General features: G+C 59.1%; 16 protein-coding genes. 14 read left to right on the top strand and 2 right to left on the bottom strand.

Going from position 1 to position 17,412, the window contains the following annotated elements:
- Positions 1-213 precede the first annotated feature (213 nt).
- Together LWH94_RS16730 and LWH94_RS16725 are read left to right on the top strand one after the other, a co-directional pair.
- Positions 214-2,388: a carboxy terminal-processing peptidase gene (locus LWH94_RS16730; protein ID WP_232902969.1), complete on the top strand. Its 2,175-nt coding sequence runs from the start codon at positions 214-216 to the stop codon at positions 2,386-2,388.
- Between the two features lie 4 nt (positions 2,389-2,392).
- Positions 2,393-3,166: a helix-turn-helix domain-containing protein gene (locus LWH94_RS16725; protein WP_232902968.1), complete on the top strand. Its 774-nt coding sequence runs from the start codon at positions 2,393-2,395 to the stop codon at positions 3,164-3,166.
- Here LWH94_RS16725 and mtnA read toward each other — a convergent pair.
- Positions 3,155-4,210: an S-methyl-5-thioribose-1-phosphate isomerase gene (gene mtnA, locus LWH94_RS16720; protein ID WP_232902967.1), complete on the bottom strand. Its 1,056-nt coding sequence runs from the start codon at positions 4,208-4,210 to the stop codon at positions 3,155-3,157. The two genes, LWH94_RS16725 and mtnA, sit on opposite strands and share 12 nt — an antisense overlap.
- 168 nt (positions 4,211-4,378) lie before the next feature.
- On the opposite strand from mtnA, the gene LWH94_RS16715 reads away from it, so the two are divergent.
- The 8 genes from LWH94_RS16715 to rdgC all read left to right on the top strand — a co-directional run bounded on the left by LWH94_RS16715 (position 4,379) and on the right by rdgC (position 10,203).
- A complete protein-coding gene (locus LWH94_RS16715; protein ID WP_232902966.1) occupies positions 4,379-5,707 on the top strand; it encodes a TRZ/ATZ family hydrolase in 1,329 nt (442 codons plus the stop codon).
- A 22-nt stretch (positions 5,708-5,729) separates the two neighbouring features.
- Entirely contained in the window at positions 5,730-6,446 is a 717-nt protein-coding gene (gene ubiG, locus LWH94_RS16710; protein WP_199457612.1) for a bifunctional 2-polyprenyl-6-hydroxyphenol methylase/3-demethylubiquinol 3-O-methyltransferase UbiG, read from the top strand.
- Positions 6,436-7,101: a phosphoglycolate phosphatase gene (gene gph / locus LWH94_RS16705; protein WP_058340685.1), complete on the top strand. Its 666-nt coding sequence runs from the start codon at positions 6,436-6,438 to the stop codon at positions 7,099-7,101. Before ubiG ends, gph begins: the two co-directional genes overlap by 11 nt.
- Positions 7,102-7,166: 65 nt before the next feature.
- Entirely contained in the window at positions 7,167-7,919 is a 753-nt protein-coding gene (locus tag LWH94_RS16700) for a YciK family oxidoreductase (protein WP_232902965.1), read from the top strand.
- Positions 7,919-8,152, top strand: coding sequence for a glutaredoxin family protein (locus LWH94_RS16695; protein WP_232902964.1), 234 nt, complete (start codon positions 7,919-7,921; stop codon positions 8,150-8,152). The genes LWH94_RS16700 and LWH94_RS16695 overlap by 1 nt, the downstream gene beginning before the upstream one ends.
- 12 nt (positions 8,153-8,164) lie before the next feature.
- The gene (gene yaaA, locus LWH94_RS16690; RefSeq protein ID WP_232902963.1) at positions 8,165-8,935 is read left to right on the top strand and encodes a peroxide stress protein YaaA; all 771 of its coding nucleotides are present in this window, start codon (positions 8,165-8,167) and stop codon (positions 8,933-8,935) included.
- Positions 8,936-8,986: 51 nt separating this feature from the next.
- Positions 8,987-9,187: a DUF2788 domain-containing protein gene (locus tag LWH94_RS16685; RefSeq protein ID WP_058340681.1), complete on the top strand. Its 201-nt coding sequence runs from the start codon at positions 8,987-8,989 to the stop codon at positions 9,185-9,187.
- Between the two features lie 89 nt (positions 9,188-9,276).
- The gene (gene rdgC / locus LWH94_RS16680) at positions 9,277-10,203 is read left to right on the top strand and encodes a recombination-associated protein RdgC (RefSeq protein WP_232902962.1); all 927 of its coding nucleotides are present in this window, start codon (positions 9,277-9,279) and stop codon (positions 10,201-10,203) included.
- Positions 10,204-10,217: 14 nt separating this feature from the next.
- Here rdgC and LWH94_RS16675 read toward each other — a convergent pair whose 3' ends face one another.
- Positions 10,218-12,965 carry a bifunctional acetate--CoA ligase family protein/GNAT family N-acetyltransferase gene (locus LWH94_RS16675; RefSeq protein WP_232902961.1) on the bottom strand — a complete coding sequence of 916 codons (2,748 nt, stop codon included), beginning with the start codon at positions 12,963-12,965 and terminating at the stop codon, positions 10,218-10,220.
- A gap of 205 nt (positions 12,966-13,170) precedes the next feature.
- Here LWH94_RS16675 and LWH94_RS16670 point away from each other — a divergent pair, with 205 nt between their 5' ends.
- The 4 genes from LWH94_RS16670 to gmtY all read left to right on the top strand — a co-directional run bounded on the left by LWH94_RS16670 (position 13,171) and on the right by gmtY (position 17,327).
- On the top strand, positions 13,171-14,097 hold the full coding sequence (locus tag LWH94_RS16670; protein ID WP_058340678.1) for a histone deacetylase family protein: 927 nt from the start codon (positions 13,171-13,173) through the stop codon (positions 14,095-14,097).
- 82 nt (positions 14,098-14,179) lie between these two features.
- Positions 14,180-15,211 carry a dihydroorotase gene (gene pyrC / locus LWH94_RS16665; protein ID WP_232902960.1) on the top strand — a complete coding sequence of 344 codons (1,032 nt, stop codon included), beginning with the start codon at positions 14,180-14,182 and terminating at the stop codon, positions 15,209-15,211.
- 37 nt (positions 15,212-15,248) lie between these two features.
- Positions 15,249-15,914 (top strand): ribonuclease T, encoded by a 666-nt coding sequence (gene rnt, locus LWH94_RS16660; RefSeq protein WP_058340676.1) that lies wholly within the window; start codon positions 15,249-15,251, stop codon positions 15,912-15,914.
- Positions 15,915-16,112: 198 nt separating this feature from the next.
- Complete coding sequence (gene gmtY / locus LWH94_RS16655; protein WP_232902959.1) at positions 16,113-17,327, top strand: gamma-mobile-trio recombinase GmtY; 1,215 nt, start codon at positions 16,113-16,115, stop codon at positions 17,325-17,327.
- Positions 17,328-17,412: the final 85 nt, after the last annotated feature.

The following is a 17,412-nucleotide window of genomic DNA, read 5'->3' as shown; positions in this document are numbered from 1 at the left end:
CGGCCGGAGGGGACCTCCCTCCGGCCACTTTACTTCCCGCAACCTGCCCCAATCTATTACCCCGGCGCGCAACGTATATGGACATATTGTCACGAAGCTATACCCAAGGCCTATGGCAACAGGTGTAGCGGTTGCCTACAATAAATTTATCAGTCACGGGTAGAACAGCGGCTTACGCGTTACCAGACACCCAGTATCGCCAGGTATGCATTTATGAGCATTGCGGAAAGAATCAGACAACACAGCCCCCGGCCGGCCACCCTGAAAAAAGCGGGGCTTTGCACAGCACTGGGCCTTGCCCTGCTGGTGCCGGGACTGTCCGGTTTGCAGGCAAAGCTGGATGACTCGGCGATCTACGAACCGGTCGCGCCCACCATTGACCAGGCCCGGGCCAACATCCTGATTGCCCGCCAGCTTCAGTTCACCCATTTCCGCAACCTGGGTATCAGTGACGAACTCTCTGGCGATGTGTTTGATGCCTACCTGGACTACCTGGACAACCAGCGCGTTTACCTGACCCAGCAGGACATCGACGCACTCTCCAACGTCCGTAACCGCCTGGGCTCGGCCCTGAAAACCGGCCAGCTGCAACCGGGCTTTGATATCTACAACCTGGTGCAGCAGCGGGTTATCGAGCGCCTGCAGTTCGCCCTGTCGCTGATCGACGAGGGCATTGATAACCTGGACTTCGAAGGCAACGATCAAATCCGCGTTGACCGGTCCGAAGCACCCTGGGAAGCCGACAGCGCGGCACTGGACCAGCTCTGGATCAAACGCATCAAGAACGCGGTGCTGGCCCAGCGCCTGAACGGTACTGAAGACGACGTCATCGAAGACAACCTGCGCCGCCGCTACGAAGGCCAGCTGAAGCGCGCTTACCAGGCTCGCAGCGAAGATGCCTTCCAGGCCTACATGAACGCCTTCACCGGCATGTGGGACCCGCACACCTCCTACTTCTCTCCGCGCACCTCGGAGAACTTCAACATCAACATGAGCCTGTCCCTCGAGGGCATTGGCGCGGTGCTGCAGTCCGACAACGAATACACCAAGGTGGTGCGCCTGGTTCCCGGCGGCCCGGCCTCCAAACAAGGCCAGCTGCAACCGGCCGACCGTATTGTGTCGGTAGCACAGGAGGGCGAAAAACCGGTCAACGTGATCGGCTGGCGCCTGGATGAAGTGGTGGACCTGATTCGCGGCCCCCGCAACTCAACCGTCACCCTGGAAGTGATTCCGGCCAACGCTTCGGACGAAAGCGTTACCCGCTCGATCGATATCAGCCGGGACGAGGTCAAGCTGGAAGAACAGAGCGCCAGCAAGGAAGTGATCGAACTGGAACGTAAGGGCCAGGACTATCGCATTGGCGTGATCACCATTCCCACCTTCTATGCCGATTTCCAGGCCATGCAGGCAGGTGATCCCAATTACAAAAGCACCACCCGGGACGTTCGCAGGCTGATCAGCGAACTGAAAGAAGACGGTGTCGATGGCGTGGTGATGGACCTGCGCAACAACGGTGGCGGTGCCCTGCACGAAGCCAATGACCTGGTAGGCCTGTTTATCGACAAAGGCCCGACAGTGCAGATCCGTAACGCCAACAACGATGTTCAGGTGCTGAACGACGAAGACCCCACCGTGGTTTACGACGGCCCGCTGGTGGTTCTGGTTAATCGTATGAGTGCCTCGGCTTCGGAAATCTTTGCCGGCGCCATCCAGGATTATGGTCGCGGCCTGGTTGTAGGCTCCCAAACCTTCGGCAAGGGTACGGTACAGGCGGTTCGGCCCCTGAACCACGGCCAGCTGAAGATTACCCAGTCCAAGTTTTACCGGGTATCCGGCGGTTCTACCCAGCATAAAGGGGTGATTCCGGACATCGAGATTCCGTCACGCATCGACAAAACCCGCATCGGCGAAGATGCCCTGGACCACGCCCTGCCCTGGGACCAGATTGAAGCGGTGCCCCATAACCGTTACTTCGACTTCAGCGGCATTATCGATGAGCTGCGCGAGCGCCATGAAAACCGGTTTGCGACCAACCCGGAATTCAGCCTGTTGCAGAAAGAAATCGAATTCCTTACCCAGCAGCGGCAGATGGACTACGTAAGCCTGAACCACGCCGAGCGGAAGGACCAGCACAGCCAGATTGAAAATACCCGGCTGACCATTGCCAACGCCCGCAGGGAATTGCGCGGTGAAGAGCCGTTCGACACCCTGGAAGACCTCGAGCAATGGCAGGACGAGCAGGCCGCAGACCTGGACACCACCGATGACGAACTGGACTTCGTGATCCGTGAAGGCGGCCACATCATGGCCGACCTGCTGGAACTGGACCAGCGCACCGCCTCTATCCTGTCGCCCACACAGTTCGCGGCCAAAGCCGAAACCCGGTAACGGCATGGCAGACACCGACCGGGAGCCAGCCAACCAGGATAGCCAGCAGCGCGCCGCCCTGTTCCGGGACATGCTGCTGGATGCCCTGCACGCCATGCGCTCCATGGACGAAGTGGAAAGCCTGGCAGGCCGCGATAACAAGGCCAGGAGCCCGGAAGGCATACTGGAGCGGATAGCGGGATTTACCGGTTCTGCCCTTCGGCTGGGTGCCAAAGCCACCGATACCTCCCTGCGGGTGGGCCGCGCGCTGATCAACTCCCAGGATCAGCTGCGGGCCATGCTCACGGCCGGCCAGTCCATGAAGGACATCCGCGAAGTGGCCGGGCTTACGCTTTCGGAAATGAGCGAAGCCCTCAACCTGAAAGACAAGTCCCTGCTGGAAGCCATCGAGAATGGTACGTCTACCCTGTCCTTCGAGCTGATTCTGCGCCTTGCGGCACTGATTGCCCGCAACGATCCGATTCCCTTCATCATGCGCACTACCCGCAACTACAACCCGGAGGTGTGGCAACTGCTGAACGACTGGGGCATCGGGCGCATACCGCTGCAGTTCGAGCGGGAACGGGAATTTATCAATATTTTCCGGCGCCATGACGATGCCCGCACCCTGTCGGATGAAGGCTTCCGCAAGGTTCTGGAGTTCACCCGCCACAGCTTTGAGATGTCCATGCACTTCGTGGAAGAGCAGGAAAAGCAGGTGGCCGACCTGAAAGCAAACCTCCAGGCCGGCCAGGCCACCGCAGGAAAGTCCGGGGCCGGCAAAGAATCAGGCAAATAGCGCCTGCATGGCCGCCAGGTCCGGATGCCGGACAGCGCCCTTCTCGGTTACGATCGCATCAATCAGGCTGGCCGGGGTAACATCGAACACCGGGTTGAACACCTCCACGCCCGCCGGCGCCAGCGCAATGCCCCGAATCTCCCGGACTTCCGTACCTTCCCGCTCTTCAATGGGAATCTGCGCGCCAGACGCCAGGGCCATATCCACGGTGCTGGACGACGCCACCACCATAAAGCCCACATTGTGATAACGTGCCAGCACCGCCAGGTTGTAGGTACCGATCTTGTTGGCCACATCACCATTGGCGGTAATACGGTCTGCCCCCACCACAATCCACTTCACCTTACCGCTGGCCAGGATGGCGGCCGCTGCACCATCGGCATTCAGGGTGACGGGGATTTCATCACGGGTCAGTTCCCAGGCCGTCAGACGACTGCCTTGCAGCCAGGGGCGGGTTTCATCCGCGTACACCCGTTCCAGCAACTGCTTCTCATGCAAGCGACGGATTACTCCCAGTGCCGTGCCATAACCACCCGTGGCCAGGGCTCCGGTATTGCAGTGTGTCAGCACGGATATGGGTGCCTGTAAGTCCATGACCTCCAGCGCATGGTCCGCCATGGCAAGGTTGGCTGCCAGGTCTTCCTCGTGAATACGTACCGCTTCGGCAGCCAGTTGCTCCGCTGCTTCGGGCAAGGACTGGCACGCCCGGAAGACCCTGCCCATGCGCTCCAGGGCCCAGAACAGGTTTACCGCGGTCGGGCGGGAACGGGCCAGTTCATCCATCGCCCGCTCAATCTCGCCCTGCCAATCGTCAGTACCGGCATGGCGTGCCGCCAGGGCAACTCCGTAGGCGGCACTGATACCAATAGCGGGCGCCCCCCGAACCACCATATCGGTAATACACTGAGCCACGCCGGAAGCGCCCTCCGAGGTAATCCAGTGCTCCTCCCCAGGCAGCAATCGCTGGTCCAGCAGCTCAAGCCGGTCGCCATGCCAGCGCATGGCTACAGTGCCCATGGAACGGGAGGAAGGGGAATTAGCCATAAACAGCTCCGCAGGGGGGTGAAAAAAACGCAGTATAGCTTTTTCCTACCTCGTTTATACCTCCATTGGCCCGGTGGCCGGGGTAGTTCTGTTGCAGCGGGCTGGTTATACTTCCGAGTTGAATTTTCCGGCACGATCAACCGTGCCAATAGCTGACAAGGCAGGTTAATGACGGCAGACACCATTACTGCGGCCGACACCCGGATCAACGCGCGCTGGCTGATACCCATGGAACCCTTTGGCGTGGTTCTGGAACACCAGGCTGTTATCCTTCAGGGCAGCCGTATTGCCGATATCCTGCCCCAGAGCGAAGCAGACCAGAAGTTCCGCACCCGGGAAACCATCAACCTGGACCAGCACGTGGTCTTGCCGGGGCTGATCAACCTGCACGGTCACACCGCGATGTCGCTGTTCCGGGGCATGGCCGACGACCTGCCACTGATGACCTGGCTGAACGACCACATCTGGCCGGCCGAAGGCCGTTTTGTCAGCGAACCCTTTGTTCTGGACGGCACCCGCCTGGCCATGGCCGAAATGCTGCGCACCGGCACCACCACCTTCTCGGATATGTATTTCTTCCCCGAAGTGACTGCCCAGGTGGCCCACGACGTTGGCATGCGCGCACAGATCTGCTTCCCCCTGCTGGACAACCCGACGGTGTGGGGCTCGGGCCCGGAGGATTACCTGCGCAAAGGTGCCGACCTGATTGCCCAGTGGCAGCACGACGACTACATCATGCCCGCCATCGGCCCCCATGCACCCTATACGGTGTCTGACCAACCGCTGACGGCAGCCGTTAAGCTGGCAGAGGAAACCGGTGCGGCCCTGCAAATACACCTGCACGAAACCGCCTTTGAAGTGGACGAAGCCGTCAAAGCCACCGGCAAGCGCCCGGTAGCCCGGATGGCAGAACTGGGCGTACTCGGCCCGAACAGCCAGTATGTGCACATGACCCAGATTGACGATTCCGACCTGGAGCATCTGGCCCGGGCCGGAGGGCACATCGTCCACTGCCCGGAGTCGAACCTGAAGCTGGCCAGTGGTTTTTGCCCGGTCCAGAAGCTGATCGACAGCAACATCAATGTCACGATCGGTACCGACGGCGCTGCCAGCAACAACGACCTCGACCTGTTCGGCGAACTGAAAACCGCGGCCATGGTGGCCAAGGTGGTGGCCGGGGATGCTGCCGCCGTGTCAGCACACACCGCACTCAGGATGGCGACCATTAACGGCGCCCGTGCCCTGGGCCGCGACCATGAACTGGGCTCGCTGGTGCCGGGCAAACTGGCCGACCTGATTGCCGTTGATCTCAGCGACCCGTTCCTGCAGCCCGTGTACGACCCGGCCTCTCACCTGGTGTACAGCAACCATGGCCGGGCAGTAAGCCACAGCTGGATTCACGGCGTACCTCAGGTACAGGACGGCCGTTTGACCCGTATCGATGTGCCAGACCTGATGCTGCGTGTCAGCGACTGGCGCAACAAGATTCTCAGTTAATTATCTCAACCAGGTGCACTCCATGAGCAACCAGAACGTAGACCAGAACGAGATTGCCAAGTTTGAAGCACTGGCCAGCCGCTGGTGGGACCCCAGCAGCGAATTCAAGCCGCTTCACGACATCAATCCCCTGCGCCTGAACTACATCGACGAGCGGGTATCGCTGGCAGGCAAGAAAGTACTGGATGTTGGCTGTGGTGGCGGTCTGCTGTCTGAAGGCATGGCCCTGCGTGGTGCCCACGTTACCGGCATCGACATGGGCGAAGCCCCGCTGAACGTAGCTCGGCTGCACGGCATGGAATCCGGTGTGAAGGTGGACTACCGCCAGACCACCATCGAAGAGCTGGCCCGGGACCCGGAACATGCCGGCCAGTACGACGCCGTCACCTGCCTGGAAATGCTGGAGCACGTTCCGGACCCGGGCTCGGTCATCAAGTCTTGCGCGGCCATGTTGCGCCCGGGCGGCCACCTGTTTGTGTCGACCATCAACCGCAACCCGAAGTCCTTCCTGTTTGCCATTGTGGGCGCGGAATACGTGCTGAACATGCTGCCCAAGGGCACCCACGAGTGGAAGAAGTTCATCCGGCCCTCGGAAATGTCCGACTACCTGCGCCACGCCGGGCTGGACGTGCGCGAGCTTACCGGTATGACCTACAACCCCATCACCAAAAGCTACAAGCTGGGCCGTGATGTCGACGTCAACTACCTGATGCACGCGCGGGATATTCGTGAAGACTGACCAAAAACCCTCTGCGGTACTGTTTGACCTGGACGGCACCCTGATCGACACCGCACCGGATTTCATCCGCTGCCTGAACCAGCTGCGCCAGCTCCATAACCTTGAACCGCTGGCGGCCGAGCAAATCCGCCCTTCGGTGTCCAATGGCGCAAGGGCCATGATCCGGGTCGGTTTCGGGCTGGAGCCAGAGCATGACGGCTACGTGGAAAAGCACACGGCTTTCCTGGACCTATACGAGGCGGGCGTAGCGGTAGAAACCACCCTGTTCGAGGGCATGGACTCACTGCTGGCAAACCTGGAAGCCCGGGGCATTCCCTGGGGCATTGTCACCAACAAGCCGGTGCGCTTTGCTGAGCCGCTGGTACAGGCACTGGGGCTGGCCCAACGTTGCGCCACCCTGATCTGCCCGGACCACGTCAGCGAACGCAAACCACACCCGGAGCCGCTGTTCCTGGCCTGCCAGAGAATTGGTGCTGCGCCGGAACAGGCCGTGTATGTTGGCGACCACGAACGGGATATCGAAGCCGGCCGCAACGCCGGCATGCGCACCATCGCTGTGCGCTACGGTTACATCGAGCAACCCCACACGGTTGATCTGTGGCAAGCCGACATCATTGCCGACACCGTCAGCGACCTGGCAAAGCTGTTACAATAAGCCCCCTTTTTGGTTCAACCCCGGCACTATTCGGGCCGGAAAACGCCTGAACACGGAGACAGGTTATGCAAGATTACCAGGCACCCGCCGATCTTCTGAAAGACCGCATTGTCATGGTAACCGGAGCCGGTAGCGGCATTGGCCGCGCCGCCGCCAAAGCCTACGCCGCCCACGGCGCCACCGTGATTCTGGTGGGCCGCACCGTAGGCCGGCTGGAAGAGGTCTACGACGAAATCGAAGCCGCCGGCCATCCGCAACCGGCCATTGTGCCGATGAACTTCGAAGGCGCGGCGGTCAAGGACTACGAAGAACTGGCCATGACCATCGAAGAAAACTTCGGTCGGCTGGATGGCCTGCTGCATAACGCCGGTATTCTGGGCTCCCGCAGCCCGGTAGAACTGTACGACCCGGAAACCTGGAACAAGGTGATGCACGTTAACGCCACCGCCCCGTTCCTGCTCAGCCGGGCGATGATTCCGCTGCTGCGCAAATCCGATGATGCGTCGATGATCTTTACCTCTTCCGGTGTCGGCCGGCAGGCGCGGGCCTACTGGGGTGCCTATGCGGTATCCAAGTTCGCCGTTGAAGGCCTGGCCCAGTTGCTGGCCGACGAGCTGGACGACGAACGCAATAACATTCGGGTGAACAGCCTGAGCCCGGGTGCGACCCGCACCGGCATGCGCCTGCTGGCCTACCCGGCGGAAGATCCGAAGAAAAACCCGGAACCGGAAGCACTGATGCCGGTGTACCTGTACCTGATGGGTAAGGACAGCCGGGGTGTAAACGGCCAGCAAATCGACGCGCAGCCGAAAAAATAATGGAATTGCTGTTTTACACCACCTCCAATTGCCACCTGTGTGAACTGGCAGAAGCCCTGCTGGTGAACACGCCCATGCCGGAGCCCATCCCGGTAGATGTGGTGGATATTGCCCAGTCTGAAGAGCTGGTGGAACGCTACGGCACCCGCATTCCGGTGCTGCGCCGCAGCGACACCGGTGCGGAACTTGGCTGGCCGTTTACCAGGGACCAGTTACTGATGTTTCTGCAATGAGGATCCGCTGACATGCTGATGATCATTTCCCCCGCCAAGACTCTGGATTACGAGAGCCCGCTGGCCACGGAAACCTATACCCAACCGGACTACCTGGATGATGCCTGCGAGCTGATCGACCAGCTCAAGGAACTGGAACCCCATCAGGTGAGCAACCTGATGAGCATCAGCGACAAGCTCGGCCAGCTCAACGCCGAGCGCTTCCGTACCTGGCACACACCGTTCACTCCGGACAACGCCCGCCAGGCCATCCTGGCCTTCAAAGGCGATGTGTACACCGGGCTGGACGCTGAAAGCTTCAGCGAAGACGACTTCGCCTTTGCCCAGCAGCACCTGCGTATGCTGTCCGGCCTGTATGGCCTGCTCAAGCCGCTGGACCTGATGCAGCCCTACCGGCTGGAAATGGGCACGAAGTTCGAAAACAAGCGCGGCAAAGACCTCTACGCCTTCTGGGGCAGCAAGCTTACCAAGGCCCTGAACGAGCTGCTCGCGGCAGACGACAAGGTACTGGTTAACCTGGCCTCCAACGAATACTTCAAGAGCGTTCAGAAGAAAGACATCGACGGCCGCCTGGTGACCCCCCAGTTCAAAGACTGGAAGAACGGCCAGTACAAGATGATCAGCTTCTACGCCAAGAAAGCCCGCGGGCTGATGTGCCGCTACGCCATCCAGAACCGGATTACCCAGGCCGATGACCTGAAAGGATTCAACCTGGAAGGCTACTACTTCAGTGAAGAGCAGTCCGATAACAACAACTGGGTGTTCCTGAGAGACGAGCAGTAACCGGCGTGTTCCAACCTGCAAAGATCAGTTTCAGTTGATATCGGAGTAACCATGAACGAAGCAGTATTTTCCCAGATCGCCATGCTGGTGTTTCTGACCGGCCTGATTGTCTGGATGGGTTTTATCGTTTGGGACCTGGCCAAGAAATCCCAGGCCGGCAAGTTTGGCACCATCGCCCTGTTTACCGTGCTGGGCGCTGGCGTTGTAGGCTTTCTTGTGAAGACCGTGCTGGTCGAGATCATGCACATCTGACCACTCGGCCGTCACTTTACGGCTACCGGCGGTAGCCGTATCATCGCCCTCCTTTTTGTACCAACAGCCTCTAGCAAGGATTTAGCCCCATGTGGTTCCGCAACGCCCGGATTTTCCGATTTACCAAGCCTTTTGATATCTCCGCCGAAGCACTGGAAGAGAAGCTTCAGGCCGATGCTTTCAAACCGTGCGGCCCACAGGAAACCACCCGCCAGGGCTGGGTTCCACCGCTGGGCAAGCATGGCGATCAACTGGTACACAGCGCCAACGGCTATCACCTGATTGCCCTGCGCAAGGAAGAAAAGATTCTGCCGGGCCCGGTGGTCAAGGAAGCCGTGGAAGAGCGGGCCGAAGCCATTGAAGTGGAACAGGGCCGCAAAGTTCGCAAGAAAGAAAAAGAAGAGATCAAAGAACAGGTCATGCTGGAAATGCTGCCCCAGGCCTTTTCCCGCAACCGCCGCTGCTTTGCCTACCTGGCGCCCCAGGACGGCGTGCTGGTGGTAGACGCCGGCTCGGCCAAGCAGGCGGAAGACCTGGCGTCTACCCTGCGCAAAAGCCTGGGCTCCCTGCCGGTGCGCCCACCTGCGGTGGAACAGGCCCCGGCCTTTACCTTCACCGGCTGGCTGAATGAAAGCATCGACCACCCGGCCACCATTGTGCTGGGCAGCGAGTGTGAGCTGAAAGACCCGTCAGAAGATGGCGGCGTGGTGCGCTGCAAGGGCCTGGACCTGAAAGCCGATGAAATCCGCAACCACCTGGAAACAGGCATGCAGGTAACCAAGCTGGCCCTGACCTGGGACGACAACGTATCGTTCGTGCTGGATGAAGAACTGGGCATCCGCCGGCTGAAATTCGGCGAAACCCTGCAAGACCAGCTGGATGATGTGGACGCAGACGACGCTATGGCCAAGTTTGACGCCGCCTTCACCATCATGACGCTGGAACTGTCCCGGCTGATTCCGGGACTGCTGGAAGCACTGGGCGGAGAAGACCGCTCCGCCATCGTCGAAGAATAATCAGACAGGGGGGGCTACAGGTGCCCCCCCTTCTTCAACCGTTCCTTCTGCCAGTCCTTCTCCGGCTCGTTCAGTACCAGCCGGAGATCCATCACTTCCTCTTCCGGATTGAACTTGATCTCGAAACCCAGATGCTCCGCCAGCTGCAGCATCGGGCGGTTGTCCGGCAATACGTTACCAATCATTTCCATGGTGCCCCGGGCCCGGCAGTATTCAATCATTTTCTGCATCAGCGCCACGCCCAAGCCCTCGCCTTTCATGCGATCGTCTACCATCACGGCAAACTCGCAGCGCAGGTTGTCGGCGTCTGTCCAGGTACGCACGGTGCCCAGGGTTTCCTCACCCTCACCATCCTGCTTCGGGGCATTGGCGATAAAGACCATTTCCCGGTCGTAGTCGATCTGCACCATCTGGGCCACGTCTTCCCGGGAGAAGTTCTTGCGGTACTGGAAGAAACGGTAGCGGATGGACTCCGGTGACTGGTGTTCGTGGAACTGGCGGTGCGCCGGCTCGTCTTCGGCCAGTACCGGCCGGATAACCACCCGACGGCCGGATTTCGGCAGCACAATCCACTCTTCCAGCTCCTTCGGATAGGGCTGGATTATCGGCTTACCCGGCTTGCTGTCCAGGTTGATGGCAATGTTAACCGCCACCGCACCCTGCTCGTTGAACAGCAGCGGAGAAATTTCCAAACCACGGATCTCGGGAATGTCGATCACGATCTGGGACAGTTTCACCAACGTCTCGGACACCGCCCGGATATCCTCTTCCGGCTTCAGGCTGTGTTCCTTCAGCAACTTGTACATGTAGGTACGGCGCAGCAGCTCACGGGCCAGCACCATGTTCAGCGGCGGCAAGGCAATCTGCCGGTCGGTCATAATGTTCACCTGGGCACCGGCGGCGCCACACACCACCAGTGGCCCGAACACATCATCCCGGGTTATGCCCACGCTGAATTCAATTCCGCCCACGTGCTGGTAGGAGTGCTGAACGGCAAAGCCCAGAAAGCCGCTGTCCGGGAAATGCTCCTGGTATTCCTCTTCCAGGAAACGACAGGCGTCGATGATGGCCTGCTCGCTGTTCAGCTTTTTCACGGTGCCCTTGTAGCGGCGCTGGGTGGGGCTGAGATCCAGGAACGGATGACACACCTGCTCGTGGATCACGGTTACGTCGATCGGGCGGCGCTCGATGGAGAACATCTCCAGCACTTCTTCCATATCGTCACAGTACATGGTGTCGATGGTATGCACGCCGTAATCACGGATAACCCGCCGGGCTTCCCGGCTTGAAAGATGCTTGCGGCCGTCACGTAGGGCCTTGGCAACCAGGCCGCGGGTATTGGCCCGGTCAGCAAAGTGGTCGGTGAAAGATTCCGGCGTTTCTGTCAGCAGCCGCTGTACCCGCTGGTGACGCACGTGCTGCATGAACGCCATCACGGCCTTTTCCGGGTTGAAGAACGAAGGAATACCGGCCCGGTAGAACTCCTCCCGGGAATCCATCACCGTGCTCTGGCCCAGCCAGCAGGTGAAAATGTTCAGGCGCGTGCCCTTGGAGGCCTGCACCACGGCATCGGCAATCTGCAGGCTGTCCTGCACCAGGGTTGGCGCGTACATCACCAGCACGTTGGCGACATTCGGATCCTTCGCCAGGATCTTGATAGCCTGGGCATACAGCTCCGGCGAGGCATCGTAGTTCAGGTCGATGGGGTTCTTGCGCGTCCAGTACGGCGGCAACAATTCCGCCAGGGCATCAATACTGCCCGGAGACAGTTCCGCCAGCTCCCCACCCAGGTCCGCCAGCCGGTCTACCGCCAGCACACCTGGCCCTACCCCGTTCCCCATAATCGCCAGGGATTCGCGGCGCAGGGGGCGCATGCGGGTCAGGGTTTCGAGGGCGTCGAACATCTGGCCCAGACCATCCACCCGCAGCACACCGGCCCGCTGCAGCATGGCATCGTAGATCGGGTCTGTCCGGCGAATCCCCGCCGGCAGTTGGTGGGAGAACCACTCGGATTCCGGCACTCGGCCGGATTTAACGGCAATTACCGGCTTGGTTCGGGAGGCTACCCGTACCGCCGACATGAAGCGGCTGGGGTTCGGAATGCTTTCAATGTGCAGCAGGATGGCGCGGGTCTGGGTATCCTGGGCCAGGTAATCGATCAGGTCGTCATGGTCGATATCCATGCCGTCGCCGAGGGTCAGGAAGTAGGAAAACCCCACACCCCGGGCAAATGCCCAGTCCAGTACCGAGCTTGCAATGGTGCCGGATTGCCCCACAAAGGCCACCCGGCCGGGAATCGCACCCATGTGGGCGTAGGTGGCGTTCAGGTGCCGGGCCGGCACCATCAGCCCGATGGTGTTGGGGCCGAGTACCCGGATACCGGTTTCACGGGCGGCATCCCGCACCGAGTACATCAGCGGCTGCCCCGTCTTACTGTGGGTACGGGACATACCGCCGGTCATCACAATAGCCGTTCGAACGCCCCGCTCGCCCAGCTTGCGTACCATTTTAGGCACGGTGTTGGGCGGCGTACAGATAATGGCGAGATCCGGCGTAAAGTCCAGCTTCGATACCTTCTCGACACAAGGCACCCCGTGCACGTTCTCGTATTCACTCTGGTTAACCACCACCAGCCGACCGGGAAAACCGCCACCCAGAAGGTTACGCAGAACCATACCACCCAGGTTATCTGCCCGTTCGGATGCACCGATCACGACGATAGACTCGGGGTTAAACAGGCTTTCCAGATAGCGGGTACTCAACGCGACTCTCCCAGAGTGATACAACGGGCTTCAGGTTAAAAATCCCAGTAATACAGGATGCTTATCAATGTATACCTTATCTTAGATGGGGATTTCCTGATGTAAATCCGTATCACGCCCATTAGACCAAAGAAATACGACATACTTCGGGTATCCCTGATAACATGGTTTTAATAAGAAGCAGATTCAGGCACAGACTACACGTATGACCACGGCATTCTTTTCCCACGATGACTGCATGAAGCACAACATGGGCCCGGAACACCCGGAAAGCCCTGAGCGCATATCAAGCATCCTGGCCTACCTTGCAGATACCCATCTGCAGGAAGATCTCGACTGGGTAAGACCAGAAGAAATCACCCGCGACCAGCTTCTGACCGTGCATCCCGAAACCTACCTGCAGCAACTGGACCTGATGCAGCCCACCCGTGGCCGCGTTTTTACAGATCCGGACACCGCCATGATGCCAGATACCTTGCACGCGGCGCGCCTGGCCGCAGGTGGCAACGTACAAGCGGTAGACATGGTGATGAGCAGCCAGGTAACCAACGCCTTCGTTTGTGCCCGCCCGCCCGGACACCACGCCGAGCGCACCAAGTCTATGGGTTTCTGCTTCTACAACAACATCGCCCTGGCGGCCATGCGCGCCCTCACCTTCCACCACCTGGAGCGGGTGGCCATCATCGACTTCGATGTGCATCAGGGCAATGGCACGGTGGATATCGTCAGCGGCGACGAGCGCATTCTGATGTGCTCCAGCTTCCAGCATCCGTTCTACCCGCACTCCCATGTGCACCGGCAGGCAGACAACATCGTTAATGCCCCCATCGAGGCCAACTGCAGCTCCACCGAGTACCGCAAGATCGTGGAAGCCGCCTGGCTGAAGAAGCTGCAGGATTTCCGGCCCCAACTGGTGCTGATCTCTGCCGGCTTTGATGGCCACAAGAAAGACCCCATGGGCGAGCTGAACCTGGAAACCGAAGACTACCGATGGCTGACCGAAATGCTGGTCAGCGTTGCCCACGACCATGCCAACGACCGGATCATCTCCACCCTGGAAGGCGGGTATCACCTCAAAGCGCTGGCTGAAAGCGTAGCCGCCCATCTGGACGTGCTGAACGCGGTTTACTGACTTCCGCGTGGAACGGGCTGATCAATAGCCGGCACCTTCTGGTATAATCCGCAAAATTTTTGGCTGCCTTGCGGATACTTCCATGACCAGAGAACTGACCATCACCCGCCCGGACGACTGGCACCTGCATGTACGGGACGGTTCTGTACTGAACAGCGTGGTGCCTGCCACTGCAGCCTGTTTCGGCCGCGCCATCATCATGCCCAACCTGGTGCCTCCGGTAACCGATGCTTCCATGGCCATGGCCTACCGTGAACGCATTCTGGCGGCAGCTGCTGATACCGGCTTCGATCCGCTGATGACCCTGTACCTGACCGAAAGCACCACCCCGGAAACCATCCGCGAAGCCAAGGCCGCCGGGGTTATCGCTGCCAAGCTCTATCCGGCGGGCGCCACCACCAATTCTGCCTCCGGTGTCACCGATATCCGCAACATCTACCCGGTACTGGAAGCCATGGCCGATTGCGGCATGTTGCTGCTGGTACACGGGGAAGTAACCGATGCCGACATCGACATCTTTGACCGTGAAAAAGTCTTCCTGGAGCGAGTGCTGGCCCCTACCCTGCAGGCTTTCCCGCAGCTGAAAGTGGTACTGGAACACATCACCACGGCAGACTCCGCGGAGTTTGTGCGCAGCCACACCGATGGCAACCTGGCCGCCACCCTGACGCCACAGCACCTGATGTACAACCGCAACCACATGCTGGTGGGCGGTGTTCGGCCACACCTGTACTGCCTGCCCATTCTGAAGCGCAACAAGCACCAGCTGGCGCTGCGTGAAGCGGTTGCCAGTGGCGACCCGCGCTTCTTCCTGGGCACCGATTCCGCACCCCATGCCAAAGACAAGAAAGAAGCCGCCTGCGGCTGTGCCGGCTGTTATTCGGCCTATGGTGCCATCGGCCTGTATGCAGACGTATTCGAAGAGCTGGGCATTCTGGACAAGTTCGAAGCCTTTGCCAGCTTTAACGGCCCCGATTTTTACGGCCTGCCCAGAAACACCGACACCATCACCCTGGTTCGGGAACCCTGGACCATGCCAGAGCAACTGCCCCTGGCCGATGGCACCATCGTACCCCTGAAAGCCGGTGAAACCGTAAACTGGCGCCTGGCGTAAAACCTTTTCCATTCATTACACGAACACCGGAGTTCGCGTGTCAGAAGAAAACAAACAGCCACACCCTTTGTCCCAACGCTTTCGCGGCTTTCTGCCGGTGGTTGTGGATGTTGAAACTGCAGGCTTCAATCCCGAGCGGGATGCCCTGCTGGAAATTGCCGCCGTACTGCTGACCATGGACGAAGACGGTTGGCTGCGCCGGGGCGAAACCCACGTGCAGCAAATCGATCCGTTCGAAGGCGCCAACCTGGAACAGTCTGCCCTGGATTTCACCGGCATTGATCCGTGGAACCCGGAGCGGGAAGCGGTGCCGGAGCGCGAAGGCCTGAGCGAGATTTTTTCGCCTATCCGCAAGGCGGTAAAAGCCTTCGACTGCAAGCGCGCCGTGCTGGTGGGCCACAACGCCACCTTCGATCACAACTTTGTGTTTGCGGCAGCGCTGAGAGCGGATATCAAGCGCAACCCGTTCCACCCGTTCTCCACCTTCGATACCGCCACACTGGCAGGCCTGGCCTATGGCCATACTGTGCTGGCCCAGGCTTGCAAGCTGGCGGGAATTCCGTTCAGCAACAAGGAAGCCCACTCTGCGGCCTACGATGCCGAAAAAACCGCAGACCTGTTCTGCGGCATCGTCAATCGCTGGAAAGAGCTGGGCGGCTTTCCGCCTCCGCTGATCGAACCGGAAGAAACCCCGGCCAGCTGATCAGCCAAAACGAAAAAACCCGCCGAGGTTCTGTATAGTACCTAGAACTGTGTAATTTTGATAAAAACCCCCTTAATTGGGGGTTTCTTTTTCCTGAAGAATGAACTATATGTATAGTGAATACTGTGTAATATGTGTAGGGCATCAAGGATGTTTGCAACGAAGGTTACAGCCAAGGTAGTTCAGGACAAAAGTGGAGTGGCCACAGAGATTCCGGTCATTCTGACTGACCAAGGGGTTTTGGGGTCAGTCACAGATTATGTGCTTAGCCTTCACCTAAACGGCATCTCACTTTCAACAATCACTAACCATATTCAGTCGATTAGGCTCCTCATCGAGTTCATGAGTGCCAACGAAGGCATGTTCGATGAACCCGAAGCGTTGTTCGCGGCCTTTGTCCGACGGCTCTACAGCGGCACCATCGGTGAAGATGGATTGGACCCCTCTGGCCTTTATTGGATACCGGCCAGTAATAGCACGATACATCGACACATCAGCAATCTGACGAATTTCACCAATTGGCTCTCGGACAAAGGTCTGGGCAAGCCTCTTAATACCTTGCGGACAGCCACTCGACATGAGGAGCGCATCCAGTATGCCGCTTGGTTTAGGCGCAACCAGAACGATTTCCTCGGACACATCAAAGACAAGTCGATCAACATTACTGTCAAGAGAGCCCGCAGCATCAAGGGCAGAACGCCTCTGGCAAGAACCAATGACGATGCCATTGCCTTCCCTACGGGAAAGTTTGAAGACTTCTACATGAAGGGCTTGGGAGGAGCCAAAGACCCGCGAGTTGCGCTGCGGGACAAGCTTATCTTGCTCCTGATGCACGCGGCCGGGTTGAGGCGGAGCGAAGCACTGTTGCTTTGGGTCACAGATGTCTTCGAGGCCCCCTCCGATCCGGATCGGGCAATCGTGAGAATCTACAACGAGATAGAAGGTAAGGCACCTGAAGGATGGAAGTCCCGAAAAGGGATAAAAACACGCAAGGCGTACCTACAAGAAAAGTATTCACGCATACCGCGTCAGGAGATGCAAAACACCCAGCATCTCGGCTGGAAATCCAAAACCCTGGATCACAAGGATGGTTACCTGGAGGCGTACTTCTTCCCTCAGGAGTTTGCTCGGATATTCATGTTGCTGTGGCGACAGTATTTGGTTTTCCGTGCATCGTTGGAGTGCCATCACCCCTATGCGTTTATCAGCTTCGACTCTCGCTATCTGGGCAATCCCTATACCTACAATGCCTTCAACCAAAGCTATGCCGCAGGATTAAGACGAATTGGCCTCGAACCTAACAAGAGCGTAGGGCTCGATCCTCATGGGCATCGCCACAATTATGGCCGCCGTTTGACGGATGCCGGGGTCGACCTGCGTAAACCGCTGAAGGTTGCCACCCATTCCACGTGAAGCCTGCCACCCGGACCGGAGCAAGGCTGCCACCCATCGGAGCGTAGCGACGCGGGGTTTCTCTTCTTACTCCGAAGTCTCAGTG

Source organism: Marinobacter sp. G11 (assembly GCF_021282325.1).
Lineage (GTDB): Bacteria > Pseudomonadota > Gammaproteobacteria > Pseudomonadales > Oleiphilaceae > Marinobacter > Marinobacter vinifirmus.
This window is presented reverse-complemented; position numbering and strand designations above follow the sequence as displayed.